Annotated in this window: 20 protein-coding genes and 1 tRNA gene; 18 read left to right on the forward strand and 3 right to left on the reverse strand. The window is 56.8% G+C overall.

Features of this window, described 5'->3' with window-relative positions; genetic code table 11:
* Window positions 1-53 precede the first annotated feature (53 nt).
* Together ACWGXE_RS02035 and ACWGXE_RS02040 are read right to left on the reverse strand one after the other, a co-directional pair.
* Window positions 54-1616, reverse strand: coding sequence for an NAD(P)H-hydrate dehydratase (locus tag ACWGXE_RS02035; RefSeq protein ID WP_447600930.1), 1563 nt, complete (start codon window positions 1614-1616; stop codon window positions 54-56).
* 70 nt (window positions 1617-1686) lie between these two features.
* Window positions 1687-2400, reverse strand: coding sequence for a pyridoxine 5'-phosphate synthase (locus tag ACWGXE_RS02040; protein WP_447600932.1), 714 nt, complete (start codon window positions 2398-2400; stop codon window positions 1687-1689).
* Window positions 2401-2696: 296 nt separating this feature from the next.
* On the opposite strand from ACWGXE_RS02040, the gene alaC reads away from it, so the two are divergent.
* The 13 genes from alaC to rlmB all read left to right on the forward strand — a co-directional run bounded on the left by alaC (window position 2697) and on the right by rlmB (window position 15326).
* Complete coding sequence (gene alaC, locus ACWGXE_RS02045; protein ID WP_447603847.1) at window positions 2697-3887, forward strand: alanine transaminase; 1191 nt, start codon at window positions 2697-2699, stop codon at window positions 3885-3887.
* Complete coding sequence (locus ACWGXE_RS02050; RefSeq protein WP_447600934.1) at window positions 3884-5197, forward strand: homoserine dehydrogenase; 1314 nt, start codon at window positions 3884-3886, stop codon at window positions 5195-5197. The genes alaC and ACWGXE_RS02050 overlap by 4 nt, the downstream gene beginning before the upstream one ends.
* A 46-nt stretch (window positions 5198-5243) precedes the next feature.
* Window positions 5244-6302 carry a threonine synthase gene (gene thrC, locus ACWGXE_RS02055; protein ID WP_447600936.1) on the forward strand — a complete coding sequence of 353 codons (1059 nt, stop codon included), beginning with the start codon at window positions 5244-5246 and terminating at the stop codon, window positions 6300-6302.
* Window positions 6303-6320: 18 nt separating this feature from the next.
* Entirely contained in the window at window positions 6321-7568 is a 1248-nt protein-coding gene (gene apgM / locus ACWGXE_RS02060; RefSeq protein WP_447600937.1) for a 2,3-bisphosphoglycerate-independent phosphoglycerate mutase, read from the forward strand.
* Window positions 7569-7573: 5 nt separating this feature from the next.
* Entirely contained in the window at window positions 7574-8809 is a 1236-nt protein-coding gene (locus tag ACWGXE_RS02065) for an aspartate kinase (protein WP_447600939.1), read from the forward strand.
* Between the two features lie 163 nt (window positions 8810-8972).
* Window positions 8973-10541 (forward strand): citramalate synthase, encoded by a 1569-nt coding sequence (gene cimA / locus ACWGXE_RS02070; RefSeq protein ID WP_447600941.1) that lies wholly within the window; start codon window positions 8973-8975, stop codon window positions 10539-10541.
* Between the two features lie 149 nt (window positions 10542-10690).
* On the forward strand, window positions 10691-10966 hold the full coding sequence (locus ACWGXE_RS02075; protein ID WP_447600943.1) for an integration host factor subunit alpha: 276 nt from the start codon (window positions 10691-10693) through the stop codon (window positions 10964-10966).
* 41 nt (window positions 10967-11007) lie between these two features.
* Entirely contained in the window at window positions 11008-11358 is a 351-nt protein-coding gene (locus ACWGXE_RS02080) for a MerR family transcriptional regulator (protein WP_447600945.1), read from the forward strand.
* Between the two features lie 63 nt (window positions 11359-11421).
* Window positions 11422-11498, forward strand: a tRNA-Pro gene (locus ACWGXE_RS02085).
* Window positions 11499-11648: 150 nt separating this feature from the next.
* Window positions 11649-12467 carry a 5'/3'-nucleotidase SurE gene (gene surE / locus ACWGXE_RS02090; protein ID WP_447600947.1) on the forward strand — a complete coding sequence of 273 codons (819 nt, stop codon included), beginning with the start codon at window positions 11649-11651 and terminating at the stop codon, window positions 12465-12467.
* A complete protein-coding gene (locus tag ACWGXE_RS02095; RefSeq protein ID WP_447600949.1) occupies window positions 12464-13099 on the forward strand; it encodes a DedA family protein in 636 nt (211 codons plus the stop codon). Before surE ends, ACWGXE_RS02095 begins: the two co-directional genes overlap by 4 nt.
* A 9-nt stretch (window positions 13100-13108) precedes the next feature.
* On the forward strand, window positions 13109-14593 hold the full coding sequence (gene cysS / locus ACWGXE_RS02100) for a cysteine--tRNA ligase (protein WP_447600951.1): 1485 nt from the start codon (window positions 13109-13111) through the stop codon (window positions 14591-14593).
* Complete coding sequence (gene rlmB, locus ACWGXE_RS02105; protein ID WP_447600953.1) at window positions 14568-15326, forward strand: 23S rRNA (guanosine(2251)-2'-O)-methyltransferase RlmB; 759 nt, start codon at window positions 14568-14570, stop codon at window positions 15324-15326. Before cysS ends, rlmB begins: the two co-directional genes overlap by 26 nt.
* A gap of 8 nt (window positions 15327-15334) precedes the next feature.
* Here rlmB and ACWGXE_RS02110 read toward each other — a convergent pair whose 3' ends face one another.
* Complete coding sequence (locus ACWGXE_RS02110) at window positions 15335-15613, reverse strand: LuxR C-terminal-related transcriptional regulator (RefSeq protein WP_447600955.1); 279 nt, start codon at window positions 15611-15613, stop codon at window positions 15335-15337.
* A gap of 197 nt (window positions 15614-15810) precedes the next feature.
* On the opposite strand from ACWGXE_RS02110, the gene ACWGXE_RS02115 reads away from it, so the two are divergent.
* The 5 genes from ACWGXE_RS02115 to ACWGXE_RS02135 all read left to right on the forward strand — a co-directional run bounded on the left by ACWGXE_RS02115 (window position 15811) and on the right by ACWGXE_RS02135 (window position 20115).
* Window positions 15811-16593 (forward strand): prepilin peptidase, encoded by a 783-nt coding sequence (locus ACWGXE_RS02115; protein ID WP_447600957.1) that lies wholly within the window; start codon window positions 15811-15813, stop codon window positions 16591-16593.
* A gap of 290 nt (window positions 16594-16883) precedes the next feature.
* Window positions 16884-17318 carry a GspH/FimT family pseudopilin gene (locus tag ACWGXE_RS02120; RefSeq protein ID WP_447600959.1) on the forward strand — a complete coding sequence of 145 codons (435 nt, stop codon included), beginning with the start codon at window positions 16884-16886 and terminating at the stop codon, window positions 17316-17318.
* Window positions 17315-17836 carry a type IV pilus modification PilV family protein gene (locus tag ACWGXE_RS02125; protein WP_447600961.1) on the forward strand — a complete coding sequence of 174 codons (522 nt, stop codon included), beginning with the start codon at window positions 17315-17317 and terminating at the stop codon, window positions 17834-17836. Before ACWGXE_RS02120 ends, ACWGXE_RS02125 begins: the two co-directional genes overlap by 4 nt.
* Window positions 17837-18610 (forward strand): PilW family protein, encoded by a 774-nt coding sequence (locus ACWGXE_RS02130; protein WP_447600962.1) that lies wholly within the window; start codon window positions 17837-17839, stop codon window positions 18608-18610. It begins immediately after the preceding gene.
* A 38-nt stretch (window positions 18611-18648) separates the two neighbouring features.
* On the forward strand, window positions 18649-20115 hold the full coding sequence (locus ACWGXE_RS02135; protein WP_447600964.1) for a hypothetical protein: 1467 nt from the start codon (window positions 18649-18651) through the stop codon (window positions 20113-20115).
* Window positions 20116-20167 lie beyond the last annotated feature (52 nt).

Genomic DNA, 20167 nt, shown 5'->3' on the forward strand with positions numbered 1-20167 from the left:
CTGCGGCGATGGGATGGAAGACGTCCGAAGGCGCGTTGTCCGGCGGTTGAGGCTTACGAGCCGGTCGCTTGCGCGAAGGCCGCGAAGGCTTTGGGGATATGCTCAATGAGATCACCAGCCGTCATCGCCGCTTGCCCAATCTGGGCGGCGGCGAAATCACCCGCGAGTCCGTGGAAGTAGGTGCCGGTGCATGCGGCGTCCCATGGGGTAAGCCCTTGCGCCAAGAGACCCACAATCATGCCGGTCAGGACATCCCCCGTGCCCGCTGTCGCCATACCGGGATTCCCCGTGGGGCAGACTGCTATCATGCCGTCGGGCCTGGCCACGACGGTGCGCGCGCCCTTGAGAACGATTAATACCCCGCGCTCCCTGGCAAACCGGCCGGCAATTCCGATGCGGTCCGCATTGATTGACTGTGGGGACGCGTCGATTTCCAAGCGCGCCATCTCCCCCGGGTGCGGCGTCAAAATAGGCGGAAGTTTGCTCTCTGTGAGCAGGGAGGCCTTTCCTGCCAGGGCGTTGAGCGCGTCCGCGTCAAGGACGCACGGTTTGTCCACTCGCTTGATGAGTTCCTGAATCAATTCGACGGTCTCCGGATGGGTCGTCAATCCGGGACCGATTGCGACAGCGGTCCGTGCCCGCGCGAATGCGAGGAGGCGATCAAGTCCGGAACGCGCCAGGGTACGGGCTTTCGTCTCCGGCATCGGCATGGTCATCGCTTCGAGCAACTTGCCTTCCAGCGTGTCGTTCACGCTGGATGGAATGGCCACGGTCACCAGCCCGGTTCCAACCCGCAAGGCCGCCTTGGCGACCATGGCAGCCGCTCCGGTTTTACCCACTGAACCCGCAATGATCGCTGCATGCCCGTACGTTCCTTTGTGAGACGAAGGGGTACGGCGAGGCAGCGAAGCCTTTGCCACGGCATGCGTCAATAAGACAGTCCGGCTTTCAATCTCGTCCGCCATAGAGTTTGGAATGCCGATATCCACCACATGGGTCGAACCGGCATGATCAACTCCTTGGCCGATGTAGAGCCCGATTTTCGGCAATCCGAACGTGACGGTGAGGTCCGCACGAACTGCGGCGCCCAGAACGGCGCCTGTGTCAGCGTTCAGACCCGACGGAACGTCAACGGAGACCACCAAACGCCCCGCGTCATTTATCGCCTGAATGATCTGCTCATACGCCCCGGAAACGACAGTGGAGAGCCCTGTGCCCAAGATTGCATCGACGATGATGTCACTCTCTCCAAACAGGCCACGGAGACTTTGTGGATCATAAACAGATCGAATCGCGCTCTTGTTCGCAACGCGCAGCAACCGCGCATGCATCACCCGTGCGTCCCGGCTCAAATCAGCCGCTTTTGCCAGGCATAGGACCTGAATTGCGACACGTTTCCGCGCCAACAATCGGGCGACAACAAATCCATCTCCGCCGTTATTCCCCTTGCCGCAGACGATCGTGATGCGTTTGTCGTTCAGGGGCGCGAAGTGGTGCTCGAGCTGATGGACGACTCCGGCCCCGGCCCGTTCCATGAGAACGAGGCTGGGAATACGTGCCTCCGTGATCGCCCGCCGATCAAGCAATTGCATTTGGGAGACCGTGACAATTTTCATGATGCCGTCAAGCCGGTGAAGGGTGCCTGTCCATGAGGATGGCTGTAGAGGGCGGCGTGCACGCTCAGGATCAGCGAAGGAGTTCTTTCATTTCTCGGACCGCCTGTTCCATGCCGACGAGAACGGCCCGGGCGATGATACTGTGCCCGATGTTGTACTCCACGATTTCCGGAATGCGCACCAGCCGCCGGATATTCTTATAATTGAGACCATGTCCCGCGTTCACGCCGAGACCGAATTTATAAGCTAATTTAGCCGCCTGGGTCAGCGCATCGAATTCCTCGTCTTCATCCTTCGACTTTTTTGCATTGGCATAGCGCCCGGTGTGGAGCTCGACATAGGTGGCTCCGACTTTCTGGGCGGCTTTAATCTGGTCCAGATTCGGTTCGATGAACAGGCTGGTCGGGATCCCACCGTCACGAAGCAGTTCGATGATTCGCTGGACCTTCTCCTTATGGGAGGCAACATCGAGACCACCTTCCGTCGTCAATTCCTGCCGGCGTTCAGGAACGAGGGTCACCAGATCCGGCTTCACATTGAGGGCGATTTTTGCCATAGTCTCGTCGGCAGCCATTTCAAGATCGAGTTTGGTAGTAATTATTTCTCGAAGTAACGTAAGGTCTCGATCCTGAATATGGCGGCGATCCTCCCTCAAATGAACCACCAGGCCGTCGGCACCGGCCAATTCTGCGAGTACCGCTGCCGCCAACGGATTGGGATCCTTGCCGCCGCGGGCCTGTCGCAAGGTTGCGACATGATCGACATTCACGCCTAAACGGGCCATACGGTTAGACAACTTCTCGATGGGCAAATGGGGCGCAACAGATCGAAAATCAGAGATAAATGGATGAAATGGATCGAGCATTATTAGCAGAAAACAACTCGGTGAGCAAGGAGCATAGGCGAGAGCCATCATTGGGACACATTGAATAATGTGAAAAAAACATAGCCTGGGCTGCCGATTCGAACCCCATAGAATCACGGGGAAATTGACTCAATGACACGCCTCTATTAGAATACGTTCCTTTCCAGCCGTTCGGACTCCAAGCCCGCCGACAGGAGTGACGATTCGTTATGGGTATGGCAGAAGGGTTTTATCGACTCAAGCGGCTTCCCCCGTATGTCTTTGCGCAGGTCCAGGCGCTCAAGCTGGAGGCCCGACACCGCGGTGAAGACATCATTGATTTTGGGATGGGGAATCCAGACCAACCGACTCCCCCTCATATCGTCGATAAGCTGATCGAGTCCTGCAAGAAGGCCAAGAACCATCGCTATTCCGCCTCTCGCGGTATCACGAAGCTTCGTCATGCCATCGCCGGCTGGTATCGGCGAAACTATGATGTTGAATTGGATCCTGAAACTGAAACGATCGTTACGATTGGATCAAAGGAAGGTATCGCGCATTTGGCGCTCGCCATGATCGGTCCCGGCGACGTCGTGCTCACGCCGACTCCGACGTATCCCATTCATATGTACAGCTTCATTATTGCCGGCGGCGAGGTGCGCGGCATCGAACTCCGTCAGGACAGCGATTTCTTTGATGACTTGATGCGGGTCTACCGGCAGACGTTACCCCGCCCGCGGATTTTGGTCATCAATTTCCCGCATAACCCCACCACCGCCGTCGTTGATCTGGAGTTCTTCAAGAAAATTGTCGCCTTCGCCAAAGAGCATAACGTGATCGTGATTCATGATCTGGCCTATGCGGATATCGTGTTTGATGGATACCGCGCGCCGAGTTTTTTACAAGTTCCGGAAGCCAAGGATGTCGGTGTGGAGTTTTACACGTTATCCAAAAGTTACAATATGCCGGGATGGCGGGTCGGATTCTGCGTGGGAAACCGGGAAGTCGTGGGCGCGCTGGCCAAAATCAAGAGTTATCTGGATTATGGCATCTTTCAACCGGTTCAAATCGCCAGCACAGTGGCGCTCAATGGACCACAGGACTGTGTCAAAGAAGTCGTCCAACGGTATCAAAGCCGCCGCAATGTGCTGGTCAACGGGCTGAATAGAATCGGCTGGCCGGTCGCATTGCCTCGAGCGACCATGTTTGTGTGGGCGAGAATCCCCGGCGCCTATCGCCATATGGGTTCGCTGGAGTTCTCCAAACTCCTATTGGCCGATGCGAAGGTGGCGGTGTCGCCGGGCATTGGGTTCGGTGAAGGAGGAGATGAGTTTGTGCGGTTTGCCTTGGTCGAAAACGAGCATCGCACCCGGCAAGCGATTCGCGGGATCCGCAAGGCGTTGAAGCTCGATGGTGAACCTGCATGAGGGCTGAGATCGGAGTCGGCATCATCGGATTCGGCACGGTGGGAACCGGTGTCGCGCGCATTCTGCTCGACAATGCCGCGCTGATTCGCCGCCGCCTGGGCGTTCCCGTGACTCTGATAGGCATTGCTGACCTTGACGTAACCCGTGACCGAGGCCTGCAGCTTCCTCCGGGATTGATGACGACCCATGCCAGAGACATTCTAGAGAATCCCCGTGTGGATGTCGTCGTGGAACTCATGGGCGGATATGATGCCGCCAAGCGCGTTCTCATGGACGCCATGGCGAACGGTAAACAAGTGGTGACCGCGAACAAGGCCCTGTTGGCCGTCCACGGAGAGGAAATTTTCGAGGCGGCGGCCCGATACGGCGTGGACATAGGATTTGAAGCAAGTGTCGGCGGAGGGATTCCGGTCATCCGCACACTGACGGAAGGATTGGCCGGCGACCACATCCAATCGATTTACGGAATCATCAACGGCACGTCGAACTATATTCTCAGCCGGATGACCAGCGAAGGACACCGGTTTGAGGTGGTGCTCGAAGAAGCGAAGCGTGCCGGCTATGCCGAGGCGGATCCTACGTTCGACATCGCCGGGACGGATTCTGCCCATAAGCTTACAATCATGGTGTGTTTGGCTTACGGCACGCCGGTCAATTTCAAGGATGTCTATACGGAAGGCATTACCCGCCTGACTCCGCTCGATATCGCCTACGCGAAGGAGTTTGGATTCACGATCAAGCTCTTGGCGATTGCGAAGTACTCCGATGGCGAGGTTGAGGCGCGCGTTCATCCCACCATGGTGGCGTCTTCGTCCCAGATCGCCAAGGTGGAAGGCGTATATAACGCCATTCAACTCGTCGGCGCCGCCGTAGAGGATGTCGTCCTGTATGGACGAGGGGCCGGGTCATTGCCTACCGGCAGCGCCGTGGTGGGCGATATCATCGCGGCGGGGAGAAATCTCTTGAAAGGTGCCACCGGGCGGGTGCCACCGGCTTCGTTCCGGCAGGATCACCGACGTCCATTGCGAATGCGACCGATGGAAGAAATTTCCTCGTTGTATTATCTTCGTTTTATGGTGTTGGACCGGCCCGGTGTGCTGTCCCAGATCGCCGGCGTATTAGGGCAGCATGGGATCAGCATTTCGAAGGTGCTCCAGGAAGGACGGAAAGCAGGCCAAACCGTACCGGTCGTGATCATGACCCACACCGCTCGTGAACGCGACGTGCAGTTGGCTCTGCAGGAGATTGACCGGATGTCATTTATCTCGGAGCCGACCACTCTTATTCGTGTTGAAGGAACGGACGATTGATCGCCGCTCGTGTCCTCATAAAACGGCCGAAGGTAAACCACTTCCAATGACTCGCTGGCGCGGCATCATCGAAGAATATCGAAAATTCCTTCCCGTTACCGCCGCGACGCCTGTCGTGACGCTGGGTGAAGGCAATACGCCGCTGATCCGCGCGTCCCGCCTGGCGAAGAAAATTGCGCCCGGTGCAGATCTGTATCTGAAATATGAAGGGGTCAATCCGACCGGCTCCTTCAAGGATCGCGGCATGACCATGGCTATTTCCAAGGCTCTTGAGGAAGGGGCCCAAGCGGTCATGTGTGCCTCAACGGGAAACACCTCCGCGTCGGCCGCCGCGTATGGGGCGCGGGCCGGCTTATCCGTCTATGTTTTGATTCCTGCCGGCAAGATCGCGCTCGGCAAATTGTCACAGGCCATGATGCACCAGGCGACGGTCATCCAAGTCGAAGGAAATTTTGATCAGGCGCTGACCATCGTCAAGGAACTTGCGGTCGCCTATCCGGTAGTCTTGGTCAATTCCATCAATCCCTTTCGTATCGAGGGACAAAAAACCGCGGCGATGGAGGTCTGTGATCAATTGGGAGATGCGCCCTCAATCCATGTACTTCCGGTAGGGAATGCGGGTAATATCACCGCGTACTGGAGGGGGTATCGAGAATATCGGGCCGCGAATCAGGTCACGCGCGTGCCGCGGATGGTTGGATTTCAGGCGGCGGGCGCCGCGCCGATTGTGCTGGGCCGGGTCGTCGAGGAGCCACAAACAGTCGCCACGGCGATACGTATCGGTAATCCCGCCAGTTGGGAGGCCGCTCTTGAAACGGTGGCAGAATCGTCGGGCATGATCGATATGGTGACCGATGAGGATATCTTGAGCGCGTATGCGCTTGTGGCTGCTGAGGAAGGCGTCTTTTGCGAACCGGCTTCCGCGGCTTCGGTGGCCGGTGTGGTGAAGATGAGTCGGGCCGGCTTGCTGAAAGAAGGAGAAACCATCGTCTGTACATTGACCGGTCATGGCTTGAAGGATGCCGACACCGCCATTAGTATTTCCCGCCAACCCAAGACTGTGAAAGCGACTCGAGAGGATGTTGCTCGCCTGCTTAATGTGTAGCCGATTCATGATGATCCGATGAAATATGTGATTTTGCACGCAGACGGCCTGACCGATATGCCGCGGCCGGAACTAGATGGACGGACGCCGCTTCAAGCAGCCGACACGCCGAATCTGGATCGTATTGCGCAGAGCGGCGAGTTTGGCCAGATCGTGGTTCCGAATGAAGCTCATCAGTTCGGCAGTGAAATGACCGGCATGGCTTTGCTGGGCTATGACCCGCGAAAATATTACACGGGGCCGGCGCCTTTGGAGGCGGCCAGTTTGGGTGTCTCCGTCGGCGAACATGATGTGGTGTTTCGCTGCACTATGGTCACTTTTGGTGGTGATTCACCGCCGAATGGTTCGAACCGCGATTTTGACGTGAAAAAGCTTGGTCCCCATGTCGTGATGGAAGATGCGACGGCCGGGTCGATTGAAACCGAACAGGCGCGCGAACTCATTGACATCATGAATGAGCAACTGGGATCGGAGACGATCCAATTCTATCCCGGCTCGGGCCATCGGCATCTCATGGTATGGGTCGGTGGGAAGGCGCGCTCGGTATGTGCGGATCCGCAACAAGTTGTGGGACGTGCGGTTGCCGAGTATTTGCCTTCGGGAGACGGCGCCGATACGTTGCGTAAACTGATGGAAGCCTCTCTTGTTATCCTCCGCGATCATCCCGTGAATGATGAGCGGCGCGCCGAGGGACTCAACCCGGCCAATTGTCTTTGGTTATGGGGCCAGGGTCGCGCGTTGGAATGGCCGTCGATTGCGGAGCGTTATTCGTTGACGGGAGCCGTCATTTCGGCAAGCGAGGCGCATCGGGGGGTCGGCATTTGTGCGGGGCTGAACATGGTCGATTTATCGGCCGAGCAGGAAACGGACGCCTCGCAATACGGGGCGTATTCGACAAGTGTCGAGCGCGAATTACACCGCCGCGATCTTGTCTATATCCATGCCGGTCTTCCGGATGCTGCGCTTCACGACCGGGATGTCAAAAACAAAGTGGGAGCGATCGAAAAGTTTGATCGAGACTTGGTGGGACCGTTACTGCACCTTTTAGAGAACCGAGATGCATTCCGCCTGCTTGTTGCTTGTGATCCCGGTTCATCTGTCGGCCGTGAACAGATTGCCGGTCCACTTCTGTATGCCCTGTGCGAAGGGCCCCTACATGTGCGAACCGCCGGCAAGCGGTTCAATGAGGCGGATGCGGCTTCGGAGGGAACCCCGGCGCGGGATGCGACGAAATTGACCGCCAAGTTTCTGTCGCGGGGAGCGTGACGGCAATGGCCTTGATGGTGCAAAAATATGGCGGGACGTCGGTGGGAACGATCGAGCGCATCCATCGGGTTGCCGATCGTGTGGAATGTGCTTGCAAGGACGGCCATCAGGTCGTTGTCGTGTTGTCGGCTATGAGCGGAGAAACGGACCGATTGCTTAAGCTGGCGCACGAGATGGCGCCCGCGCCGGATGAGCGTGAATTAGACATGCTGCTGTCGACGGGTGAACGGGTCACTATCGCGCTGCTTGCGATGGCGCTCCGCGGCCGCGGCGTGAAGGCACGTTCATTCACCGGCCGCCAAGTCGGCATTCATACAGATAATGCGCACACCAAAGCCCGGATTTCACGTGTCACTGCCGATCGAATCAAGGAAGCCCTCGCTGACGGGATTGTCCCGGTCGTCGCGGGGTTTCAAGGGATTAACGAGCGTTCCGATGTCACCACGTTGGGACGCGGCGGGTCGGATCTGACGGCGGTGGCGCTGGCGGCGGCATTAAAGGCCGACCGGTGCGTCATTTACACGGATGTTGACGGCGTGTATACGGCCGATCCGAACATCGTTCCCTCGGCACGCAAGCTTGAGAAGATCTCGTATGAGGAAATGCTGGAAATGGCCAGTTTGGGCGCCAAGGTGTTGCAGAGCAGGTCCGTGGAATTTGCGGCCAAATACGCGGTTCCGATCGAGGTGAACTCGAGCTTCAAAGAAGGAAAGGGGACACTCGTGACACGTGAAGACGCGGACATGGAAGGCGTCATGGTTTCCGGCGTGACGGGCGATCGAAACCAGGCGAAACTCACGATCATCGGGGTGCCCGACCGTCCTGGAATCGCGGCCAAGATTTTCGGAGCGGTCGCGGACGCCAATATCGTCGTTGATATGATCATTCAGAACGTAAGTCAGGCCTCATTGACCGACATCTCGTTCACCGTGCCGCGCGCCGATCTTCGGAACGCGGTCGATCTGGTCCAACGGCTGGCCAAGGAGATCGACGCCAAATCCGTCGCGGTGACGGAATCGATCGCCAAGGTCTCGGTGATCGGGGTCGGGATGCGGTCACATTCCGGCCTTGCAGCCAAGATGTTCGAGGTGCTTTCCCGCGAAGGTGTGAATATCATGATGATCAGCACATCGGAGATAAAGATTTCATGCGTCGTGGATGAGAAGTACCTCGAATTGGCCATGCGCGCACTCCATTCCGCCCTCGGCTTGGATCGAACTTCGGCCACGCCATTAGCGTAACCGTCCCCCAGGGCTTCCGATGCGCTGTACCAGGGACTCGACAGGCCTGGGTTCATCCTGATACCCTTTCCTACCCATGCCACGTATGAAAAAGAAAACCGAAGTCTCTCCGACTCGCCCCGGGTCCTCCGAGGCCCCGCTCCATGGCCTGGAAGGGCAAGGTATGCCATCTCACCTGGAGATTTACGACACGACATTGCGGGACGGGGCGCAGGCCGAGGATGTCAGTTTCTCGGCCGACGACAAAGTCCGCGTCGCCCAAAAGCTTGATGAGTTGGGCGTACATTTCATCGAGGGGGGATGGCCGGGCGCGAATCCCAAGGATATCGAATTCTTCCGAATGATCAAGGCGATCCCCCTTCAGCATGCCACGGTCGTCGCATTCGGCTCGACACGCAAGGCGAATAACCCTGTCCAGAAGGATGCGACGCTGCAAGCGTTGTTATCCGCGGAAACGCAGACGATCACGATTTTTGGAAAGAGTTGGACGTTCCAAGTCACCGATGCGTTGGGCATCTCGCTGGCAAAGAATTTGGAACTGATCGGCGATTCTATTCAGTATCTTCGGTCCAAAGGCCGGCGGGTCTTTTACGACGCGGAGCATTTTTTCGACGGCTTTAAGGCTAATCCTGAGTATGCCATCGAGACCATTCGGAGAGCGGCGGAGGCCGGCGCCGAGCGGGTCATCCTCTGCGACACCAATGGCGGGACGATGCCGTGGGACATCCGCAGGATTTGTGACGCCGTCAGGCAAGAGCTTTCCGTCCCGCTCGGTATTCATGCGCACAACGACAGCGAGATGGCGGTGGCCAATTCTCTGGTCGCAATCGAGACGGGGATTTTGCAGGTCCAGGGAACCATCAATGGAATCGGCGAGCGATGTGGAAACGCGAATTTGTGCTCCATCATCCCGAACCTCCAACTGAAGATGGGGCGGCCTGCGCTCGGTAAGCGGTTGCAACATCTGAAAGAAGTTTCCGGATTCGTCACCGAAATCGCCAATCTGATGCCGAACAAGCATCAGCCCTATGTGGGGGATGCGGCGTTTGCGCATAAAGGCGGCGTTCATATTCACGCCGTTTTGAAGAATGCGGCGACATATGAGCATATCGATCCGGCGGCGGTGGGGAATCGACAGCGCATGTTGGTATCCGATTATGCGGGACGGAGCGGACTGCGCGACAAGGTGGGCGCCTACGGGATCAAGCTATCGAAGGACCAAGCCAAGCTTCAAGAGTTGGTCGATACGTTGAAGGAGCGGGAAAACCAAGGATATCAATTCGAAGGGGCGGAAGGATCATTTGAGCTCCTCATGCGAAAGGCGATGGGCACACATCGGCCGTCGTTTCAATTGCTGGGGTTCCGAGTGATCGTAGAAAAGAAACAGGACGACGGCCGCCCCCTGTCCGAGGCGACCGTCATGGTAAAAGTCGGGGACGCCGTCGAGCATACGGCTGCCGTGGGGGCCGGTCCTGTCAATGCGCTGGATCATGCCTTGCGCAAAGCGCTGGAAAAATTCTATCCGCAACTGCGCGAAGTGAAATTGCTCGACTACAAGGTGCGTGTTCTGGCCGCCAATCAAGGCACTGAGTCGAAAGTCCGTGTACTCATTGAGTCGGGCGATCATAAGGATAAGTGGGGCACGGTCGGGGTCTCGGAGAATATTATGGAAGCCAGCTGGCAAGCATTGACCGACAGCATCGAATATAAACTCCTCTTGAAAGATCAGTGAGTCCGAACGGGCTGCTTCTTCCTCCTCTGCACATAGTCCTTGACAGCGGCGATAACCTCACGTAACTTATAGGGAAATCGTGCATGTAGTTATGGAAGGACAAGAAGGACTTCCTAAGCAACGGTTCTAGTAGCGGCAGGGGGGGAAGCATGCGAAAGGCCGATATCGCGAATGAAATCTTCAAGCAGGTCGGTGTATCGAAAAATGAAGCGTCCGATATCGTGGAACTGGTGCTGAACCTTCTTAAATCGGTCTTACAAAAGGGAGAGTCGGTCAAAATTGCGGGTTTCGGAAATTTTGTCGTGCGCAGCAAGGGAGCACGAAAAGGGCGCAATCCACGCACTGGCGAAGAGATCGGCATTACACCCCGACGAGTCGTTACATTTCGACCAAGCCAGGTGTTTAAGAAGTACGTCAATTCCTAATCGCTTCCTTGTCCACACCGATCGTTGCGAGGGGGCCGGTCATGGGGAATGAACCCAGACTGGGCAGTAAGGTTTTTTATAAGATCGGAGAAGTGAGTGATCTCACCAAACTGCCGGCGTACGTGCTGCGCTTCTGGGAGTCCGAATTCAGCTTTCTCAAGCCGAAAAAAAGCCGCGGGAATCAACGGCTATATGTGCAACGGGACATTGAAACGGTGTTGGAAATCAAACGGATGCTGTATGACGAGGGCCATACCTTGGCCGGCGTAAAGCGTTATTGGGCTCGTCGCGGCCGCGCAGCAAGCAAACACGGGACGCGCAAGGATTTGACCCAGCGGATGCGCGGAGATTTGCAGGCGATTTTGCGTATGATAGATTCATATTCGACATAGTCAGGGGCATAACAAGGATGGCCTCCGGCCGGTCCAGGAAGCCGGAGGGAAGATCGACGGCGTCGGGGCGTAGCGCAGCCTGGTAGCGCACTCGCTTGGGGTGCGAGTGGTCGTGAGTTCAAATCTCGCCGCCCCGACCATTTTTCGAATTACAATCGGAGTGTTCCGTTCACATACGCTCCCCTGAAGATCCCCGTTGCCTACCTTCTCTAAGCCGCTCTCTTGTGCGGTTCGTGTTCCGCTGGAGCGGTATGCTCTTGCCACGCCGTCGCGAAAGGATGGACTTCACTGTGGCGTCAGTGCGTATCCTGGTCACAAATGACGACGGCGTCATGTCTGCCGGCATTCAAACGCTGGCGAAGCGTTTGGAGGATCTTGGGCAAGTGTGGGTCGTGGCTCCCGATCGCGAGCGAACCGCGGTCGCGCATGGTGTGACGTTGCACAAGCCGCTTCGCATTCATGAGGTGGGAAAACGCATGTACACAGTCAATGGAACCCCGGTGGATTGCGTCAACCTTGCGCTTGCCAAGATTCTTCCCGGGACACCGACCGTAGTCGTGTCCGGAATCAACAAAGGCGTCAATCTGGGAGATGATGTGATGTACTCGGGGACCGTATCGGCCGCGCTGGAAGGCGCGATTTTGGGATTGCCGTCTATTGCGGTCTCCCAAGAAGGAGATGAGCGCTTTCATTTTGAAGCCGGTGCGCGCTATGCGAAGCGCGTGACCGCCTTAGTGGTGTCGCGGGGATTGCCGCCGGAAACCATTCTCAATGTGAATATTCCCGACTGCCCCCTCGCTGCGATCAAAGGGGTCAAAATCACGTGTCTCAGCCGGCGGCGCTTCGAGAATCCGATTATCGAGAAGGTTGATCCTCGAGGAAGGAAGTACTATTGGATCGCCGGCAGGAGGATGTCCTGGAGCCGGCGTCAAAATGCAGACCATGAAGCGCTTGAACGGCGCATGGTCTCTATCACCCCGATCCATCTGGATACGACGCACTACGCAGTTATGGATCAACTTTCAGCCTGGGAAGGAATGATCAGCGTCGGAAGAACAGGCCGCGGGATGCGTTCGCGCCTGCGCACCAGAGAGGTTCGAAAAAAATGACGGCACTTATTGAACAATTGATTGCGGAACTCGCCCGGTTCGTCATTGCCGTGATCTCCAGATTAGGATACACGGGCATCGTCGTCACGATGGCAATTGAGAGCGCGTGCATTCCTCTTCCCAGTGAAATCATCATGCCCTTCTCCGGCTACCTCGTTTCTACGGGCCAATTTTCCATGCTGGGTGTGACGCTCGCCGGTGCCGTCGGCAATGTGATCGGCTCGATTGTGGCGTACTATGCCGGCGTGTGGGGCGGACGTCCGTTCGCCGAACGGTACGGCCCGTACATGCTTATTTCGCGCCGGGATCTGGAACTCGCGGATCGGTGGTTCCTCAAGTACGGTGAAGCGGCCGTGTTGGTCAGCAGGATGCTGCCGGTGGTGAGGACGTTCATTTCGTTGCCTGCGGGAGTGGCGCGTATGAACTTTCCCCGATTTGTGATCTTTACGTTTATCGGCGCGCTGCCATGGTGTTATCTGCTCGCGTATATCGGATTGAAGATGGGCGAGCGATGGGACGCATTGCGGGATTACTTTCATGGGTTCGATATCGTGATCGGTGTCCTGTTGGCCGCGGCCTTGGGATATTTTCTCTGGTCGCATTGGCCGAGAGAAAAGACTCAGATGGAATAGTTGCGATTGATGAAGCTCTATAACACGCTGACCGGCGGCAAAGATCTGCTGGCGCCGATTGAGGCAGGCAAAGTTCGCATGTACGTCTGCGGCGTCACGGTCTACGACTATTGTCATATCGGCCATGCGCGCAGCGCGCTGGTCTTTGATGTATTGCGGAACTATCTCGAATATCGGGGGTTGACCGTTGAGTTTGTGAAGAACTTTACCGACGTGGATGACAAAATCATCAAGCGGGCTCGCGAAGAGGATTCGACGTGCGAAGCCGTCGCGGCGAAGTACATTGACGCTTACTACGAAGACATGGCACGCCTCGGCATCCGTCCCGCATGGAAAGAGCCGAGAGCGACCGAACACATGGCCGACATCATCGGACTGGTGGCGAAACTGATGGAGAAGGGCGTGGCCTACCGGATAAACGGCGACGTCTATTTTTCAGTACAGGCGTATCCGTCGTACGGGAGACTTTCCAAGCGACGATTGGACGATTTGCTGGTGGGCGCGCGTGTGGAAGTGGATGAACGGAAAAAGCATCCCATGGATTTTGCCCTATGGAAGAGTAGCAAGCCCGGTGAACCGCACTGGGACAGTCCCTGGGGGCCAGGCAGACCCGGATGGCATATCGAATGTTCGGCAATGGCCATACGTCATCTGGGCCCCACCTTGGATATTCACGGGGGCGGCATGGATTTGATCTTTCCGCATCATGAAAACGAGATGGCTCAGTCTTGCGCCGCCACTGAGCAGGAATTCGCCCACATGTGGGTGCACAACGGCTTTGTCCAGATCAATCGGGAGAAAATGTCCAAATCGATGGGAAACTTCTTTACCATTCGAGAGATCTTCGAAAAATGTGAACAAAACAACGGGTGGAGAAGCCCGGTGACCGCTGAGGTGCTCCGCTATTTCTTATTGGCCACGCACTACAAAAGCCCGCTGGATTTTTCGGACTCGGGCCTCTTGGATGCGAAGAGGGCTCTGGATAACGTCTATGACCTCATCTTGCGGCTTGAAGAGCAGACGGCGAAAGAAGGCCTTGGAGATCATCCAGTGGACGGCGCGATCGAGCGATTTCATGCGGGATTCACTCGTGCGATGGATGATGATCTCAACACCTCCGTGGCCTTGGCCGAGTTCCAGAGGCTACGGTCAGATGTAAATAGAGGAATCGAGATAGGTTTGTCCGAACGTGCTTCCGCTCAAGTACGCGATACGTATCGCATCGTCGGCCGTATCGTTGGCTTGTTCGACGTGCCGGCGAGAGAGTGGCAGTTCACGAAGAACGTCTCCGCCACCGCGGCGATTCCTGTCGAGGCAAATCAGGGAATCGCGACGGAACTTGCACCGGCTGAAATAGAGGATATGCTGGCCGAGCGGCGGGAAGCGAGGAAAGGAAGAGATTTCAAGCGCGCCGACGACATTCGCCGGTTGCTGCTCCAACAAGGGATCATGATCGAGGACCGGCCCGATGGCACCAGCCGATGGAAGCGATGAAGTCCTCTATGGGATCCATGCCGTGCGTGAAGCGCTGCGATCGGGCGCGCGTCCGCTCCAACGCCTCATGGTGGTGCGGACAGACGGCCGGTTTGCTGAATTGGTCGCGCTTGCACGAATCGTACAAGTGCCGATACATGTGGAACCACAGGCTGCCCTCGATCGACTCGTCCGACATGCCCGCCATCAAGGGGTGGTCGGTATCGTCTCTACCAAGCATTATGCCGAATCGGATGAAATTCTTTCGTTCGCCGGCTCACAGGCCCAGCCGCCGTTCGTGGTCCTCCTCGACGGAGTGGAGGATCCGAATAATCTCGGCGCGGTGATCCGCACCGCCGAAGCGGCGGGCGTTCACGGAATCTTCCTGCCCGACCGTCGATCAGCCGGCTTGACGAGCGCCGTGGCGAAGGCGTCGTCCGGCGCACTCGCTCATATGCGGATCGGCCGCGTCACGAATCTTTCGCGCCTGATTGAGTCACTGCAGCGAAACGGCTTCTGGGTCTATGGGCTCGACCCCGGGTCGTCGACCTGCTATACGGCCGTCGATTATCGCGGGCCGATTGCCCTGGTGTTTGGCGGAGAGGGGAAGGGCATCCGCCCCGGCGTGCTGGAAAAGTGTGATGAAACGGTACGGGTTCCTATGCTAGGGAAGGTGGCTTCGCTCAACGTGTCTGCCGCGGCCGCGATCGCCTTGTTTGAGGTGGTGCGCCAGCGAACCGCGGCCGGAGCATGATGCGATGACTATCGGAGCCTCAGCATCTTGCCTTGGATTGCAGCTTTGAGCAGTTGCGCCGTATTTGAAACTCGGATCTTTTTCATCATATTGGCCCGATGGGCCTCAACCGTTTTCACGCTGATTCTAAGCCGGTGGCCGATTTCTTTGTTCTTGAATCCGGACCATATCAGTTCGAGAATCTCCTGTTCCCGTCCGGTCAGCGATTCCGGCCGCTTTTTTCGAGCCGGTGGTTCCGCGGGACTTTTTTTCATCCGATTAGTTTTTGACGCGGTTGTAAGAGCCATCTACTCACCATTCCATTTTAGTAAAAGCGTATAATAAGCGTTTCACCAACAGTACTCTCGCCTAGGTGAATTATAAGTGATCGCCCCTGCACTTGTAAATGACAGTTTCATCCGTAGGCCAATTTCTTTTTCGAAGGGCATGCATCGCTTTGCGTGCCGCAGAATCTCGTGTGCAAGCGGGTGAAGGACTTCACGCGATGACTCTCTCCGCTGAGGCAATGATCGCCGGCTTGTTCGGGGCGTTGATCGGCAGTTTCTTGAACGTCTGCATCCATCGGTTGCCTCGAAAAGAGTCGATCGTGTGGCCGGCATCCCATTGTCCGGCATGTTCGGCGGTGATCTCTTGGCATGATAATGTTCCGTTAATCAGTTATGTCTGGTTGCATGGCCAATGTCGAGCGTGCCGAGCGCCGATTTCCTTGCGTTATCCTTTAGTTGAAGCCGCCAATGCCGTGGGATACGCCGTTATATTCTGGCATTTTGGCGTAACCCCGGAGGCCTTTGTGTACGCAGCTTTGTATTCTGCGCTGATCGTGATGACGGGGACGGACCTGTCCCATCAAATCATCCCGGACGCGATTACGCTACCGGGTATTGTGATCGGCCTCATCAGCGCCGCCCTTGTGCTGCCGCTAGGTATTATGGACTCCATGGGTGGGTTGTTGGTCGGGGGCGGTATTTTATGGGGCCTGGCATGGATTAGTCCCTACTTGTTCGGGAAAGAGGGTATGGGTGGAGGCGATATTAAGATGATGGCCATGGTCGGTGCGGTCCTGGGCTGGAAGCCGGTGTTGCTCGCCATTATGATCGGTTCTCTTATAGGCTCAATCGTCGGAGGCGGCCTCATTGCCGCCCGCATGATGCGCCGAGACGAGTATCTCCCCTTCGGTCCTTTCCTGGCGATCGGCTCCATCACTGCACTCTTCTTTCACGAGCCCCTACTTAGTTGGTATTGGTCCTGGTTTGATCTTGGGCCGTGAATCCCGCGAACCAAAGCCAGAAGCCGATTTGTGCTCCATCATGATGCGTCGATCTGTATCTGTTTGGATGCGTCATTGTATCTGATTCGGAACAGTTCAAAACTGTCCGCCTTCTTTGCCGCCCTCTTCCTTCCTGCTTCATGACTCACATCCTCCTCGATTGATTGATTTGGCGTAGGGTTTGAGGCTGCCGCTCGTGCACCTGCGCTGATTCGCATTCGATTGCTCTGCGAAGAAATGTCGGCATGGAACTTGGAATCGACACCGCGCACGACGGTGGAGGGCCAACGATGAATCAACAGGGAGCAAGCCTGATCGAACTTCTTGCGGTAGTCGCGATCCTGACCATCATGGCGGGAATCTGTGGCCCGCCATGGTTGGCGCTGGCTGCGCGACAGGAGGCCTGGACGGTGACGCGCCAGATCGCCGGTGAATTGAGAACGGGAAGACAACTGGCGATGTCGCGCCATGCTCGCGTCCGTGTCGTCATCGATGCGGATCACAGCGCGGTGCGAATAGAACCGGCCGATGGATCCGGTGTCCCCCTTCGCACGTATGAGTTCGCGGCGAAGCGAACCGCCGTCGAATCCTTGAGCAATGGAGGGCACATCGTTTTTCATCCCAACGGCCGTTCCGCCACCGCGAATACGATTGTGTTGCGGGACCGTCAATACAATAAGCGAACGATTACGGTCAGTATAACTGGAAAGGTGACTGTTTCATGAATCGGCGCCATGAGCAAAACCGTACTCGCTCGGGAAGGAGTCCGGCAGCCGGGGGCTTCACTCTTGTGGAAGTGATGATCTCCTTGGTGGTGTTGTCCGTTGGATTACTCGGGGCCATAGGCGTGCTGCATTGGACGGAACGCAGCCTGCAACAGAGCCTGCGCGCCAATCGTGCGTTGCTATTGGCCGAGGCGCGGATCGAGGCGAAGCAGGCGGGGCTGTGGGAGCATTTATTACTCGACGACATGGACCATGATGGGGCACCGGACATTGCGATGCAGGACAATGGCCTTCACGAGGATGCCATGGCGCACGATGGGATATTTACTGCGGGGACTGACGAGGGTGGAATTCGTGTCGTGTGGACTGTGGAAATACCTAATCGGACGGGACCGATTGTGTCTGCGGGAATGGTGTGGATAGATGTGCGGGCTCGTTATGAGAATCAGGCCGGTCAGCTACAAGAAGTTCATCTGCGTACCATGCGCGCCAATCCGCGCTATACCGGAGCTCTGTAAATGAAACATGGCAAGCGGGCGCTCCACGATGTGCACGGTGCGCAGCCTAGGCGATGCCGCGGGCAAGCAGGTGCCAGCCTATTGGAAGTGCTCATTGCCGTCACGATCAGCGGGGTGGTCTTTTCCGCGGCCTGTGAAACTTTGGCTCGGTTCGGTGAACGGTTTCGAGTCCAGCATAACGTGACGGGGCTCCGGCAAGAATTACGTATCGGTGTTGATGTCCTCAGCAGCGAACTGAGGCTGGCCGGAACCGGTGGTGTCCCGGGCCAGCCTGCCTTCTTGAAAATCGATCCGACTGAAATAGTGTTTTACGCGAATCTTTCAAGTTTTCAGACCGTCGTCAAGGAGTCGGCGCAGCCGGGCCAGCAAGACGTGGCCGTCGAAGACGGGACAGGTTGGCCCGAAGGGAAGCAGGTACTTCTCTGCTCTATAGAGCGCTGCATCTTCAATAAGTTGGCGCGAAATGGGCGGTCGGGCTCCTTGACTTTAGTCACGCCTTTAGCGGTGCTGCTTCCCGCCGGTAGCGCCATATTCGTCTCAAACCGGGTTCGCTACTATGTCGGCCGCGACAGTAATGGCCTGCCCCGTGTGATGCGGGACGTTGATGGCGGCGCCAGCACGTTGACCAGCGGGATCAGCGACTTCCGATTGGACTACTTCACTAAGAGCGGTTTGCCGACAACCGACCCTGCGCTGGTCGCCCGGGTGCGCGTTTCAGCGCGGTTACAAGGGGGCGGCGGGGCCGTCGTTCAAGAAACTGGCATACGTCTGTGACCATGCATAGCCATTCCAGCAACGGAGGGAGCAATTCAATGAAATCCGAACAACGACAAAGCGAACGAGGCATGGCCTTACTCGCCGCGCTGATGATGGTGTTCATATTTTCGCTATTGGCAATGGCATCGCTGCAATTTGCCAATCAAGAAACAGTCGGAGCTAAGGCGATGCAAGATGATCATACGGGACGTCATGCCGCTGAGGCCGCCATTCAATTGGTCATGAACTGGTTTCATCAGCCGGCTTCTCTTTCTCACATGCCGGAAGCGCAATTGTTCTCGAAACGAGGCATCGATGCTCATGGGCAAGCGGCGTTCTTTGATGCGCAAGGGCTTTCGCAGTTCAAAGGCACAGCCGCGGCTCCGGACATCCTGTTCGATGCCGGCAATCCTCGGCACGATCAGTTGATGAACGATCCCCAAACAGGATGGTTTCGTTCATTGCGGGGATTGGCACGCATCCTCAAACTCAAAGTCTATGGTCCCGTTCATCCGGGACTCTTGTGTACCGTCGAAGTGGTGGTGGCCTCCGGCCAAGGCGGCACGGCAAGAAACACAGTCTCAATTGAACTGGGAACGTATTCAATCCCGCCGTTGACGGCGCCGGTGCAGACGGCGGGAATCCGATCCACCCTCCAGCCCGAGGGCGTAGTCCCAATGTTGGTGCATTGGGGAGCCTTGAAGGCCAACGGCGATGTCGTATTGCTTAGTGAGCATGACGTGCCGGAGAAAACCTACCTCGCCTCCGTAACCGGTCAGTCCTACCAGGAGATGGATCATCGACAGGACCGATGGTTCGACCTCATGGCTGGCGGAAAAGTTGTATTCACCCGACCGGTGCCGGGTGGAAATGACACTCCGCTGCAGAACGTTTACCAGGGGCAGGAGCCGATACCTGGGCTGAAAATGGATCGCTGGCAGTATGAGACGTTGAAGCGCCTGGCTATGTCGTTTGGGACGTATTATGGAATCGACGATGAGGGGCGTTTGCATCCGGGCGGAACCGTGCAGCCGGGACGAGGGTTATTGCCGGACGACGTATTGGCCTCGCTTGCAGTAGGGGAACATCGCGGTCTCGTTTTCATTGATACGCTGGATCAGCAGCCGCCCCGCCTTGACAATATGGGAACACTGACGTTGACGAGCGAGTACCTAGAGGGACTGTTCGTGATGAATGCCCATGTCTTGTGGCACCCCAAAGAGTCCGTCAAGGCGCTGCCTGCACTGAGTCCGCCGCCGGACAACAAGAATGTGTTGGGACTTCGGGTCCCCGTTCAGCTCGCCGGAATCAATTTGCGGGGTGTGATGTATTCGGCTGGGAACTTGACCTACTGCGGAAGGCCAAGAATCTATGGCGGATTGCTGGTGGACGGTCTCATTATGATCTGTCCGAATCAGGCGGCCGTGATGGAGGTGTGGTACGACTTCGATCTCAAGGATGGCTTGCATCGCGGCGTTCCGATTGTCTACATCGCCCCGGGCACATGGCAGAATAAGTCTTAAGCAGCGTTCGCTCACAGCGACATTGAACAGAGGGCCGCTCATTGAAGCCGGA

Source organism: Nitrospira sp. Nam80, from assembly GCF_965152575.1.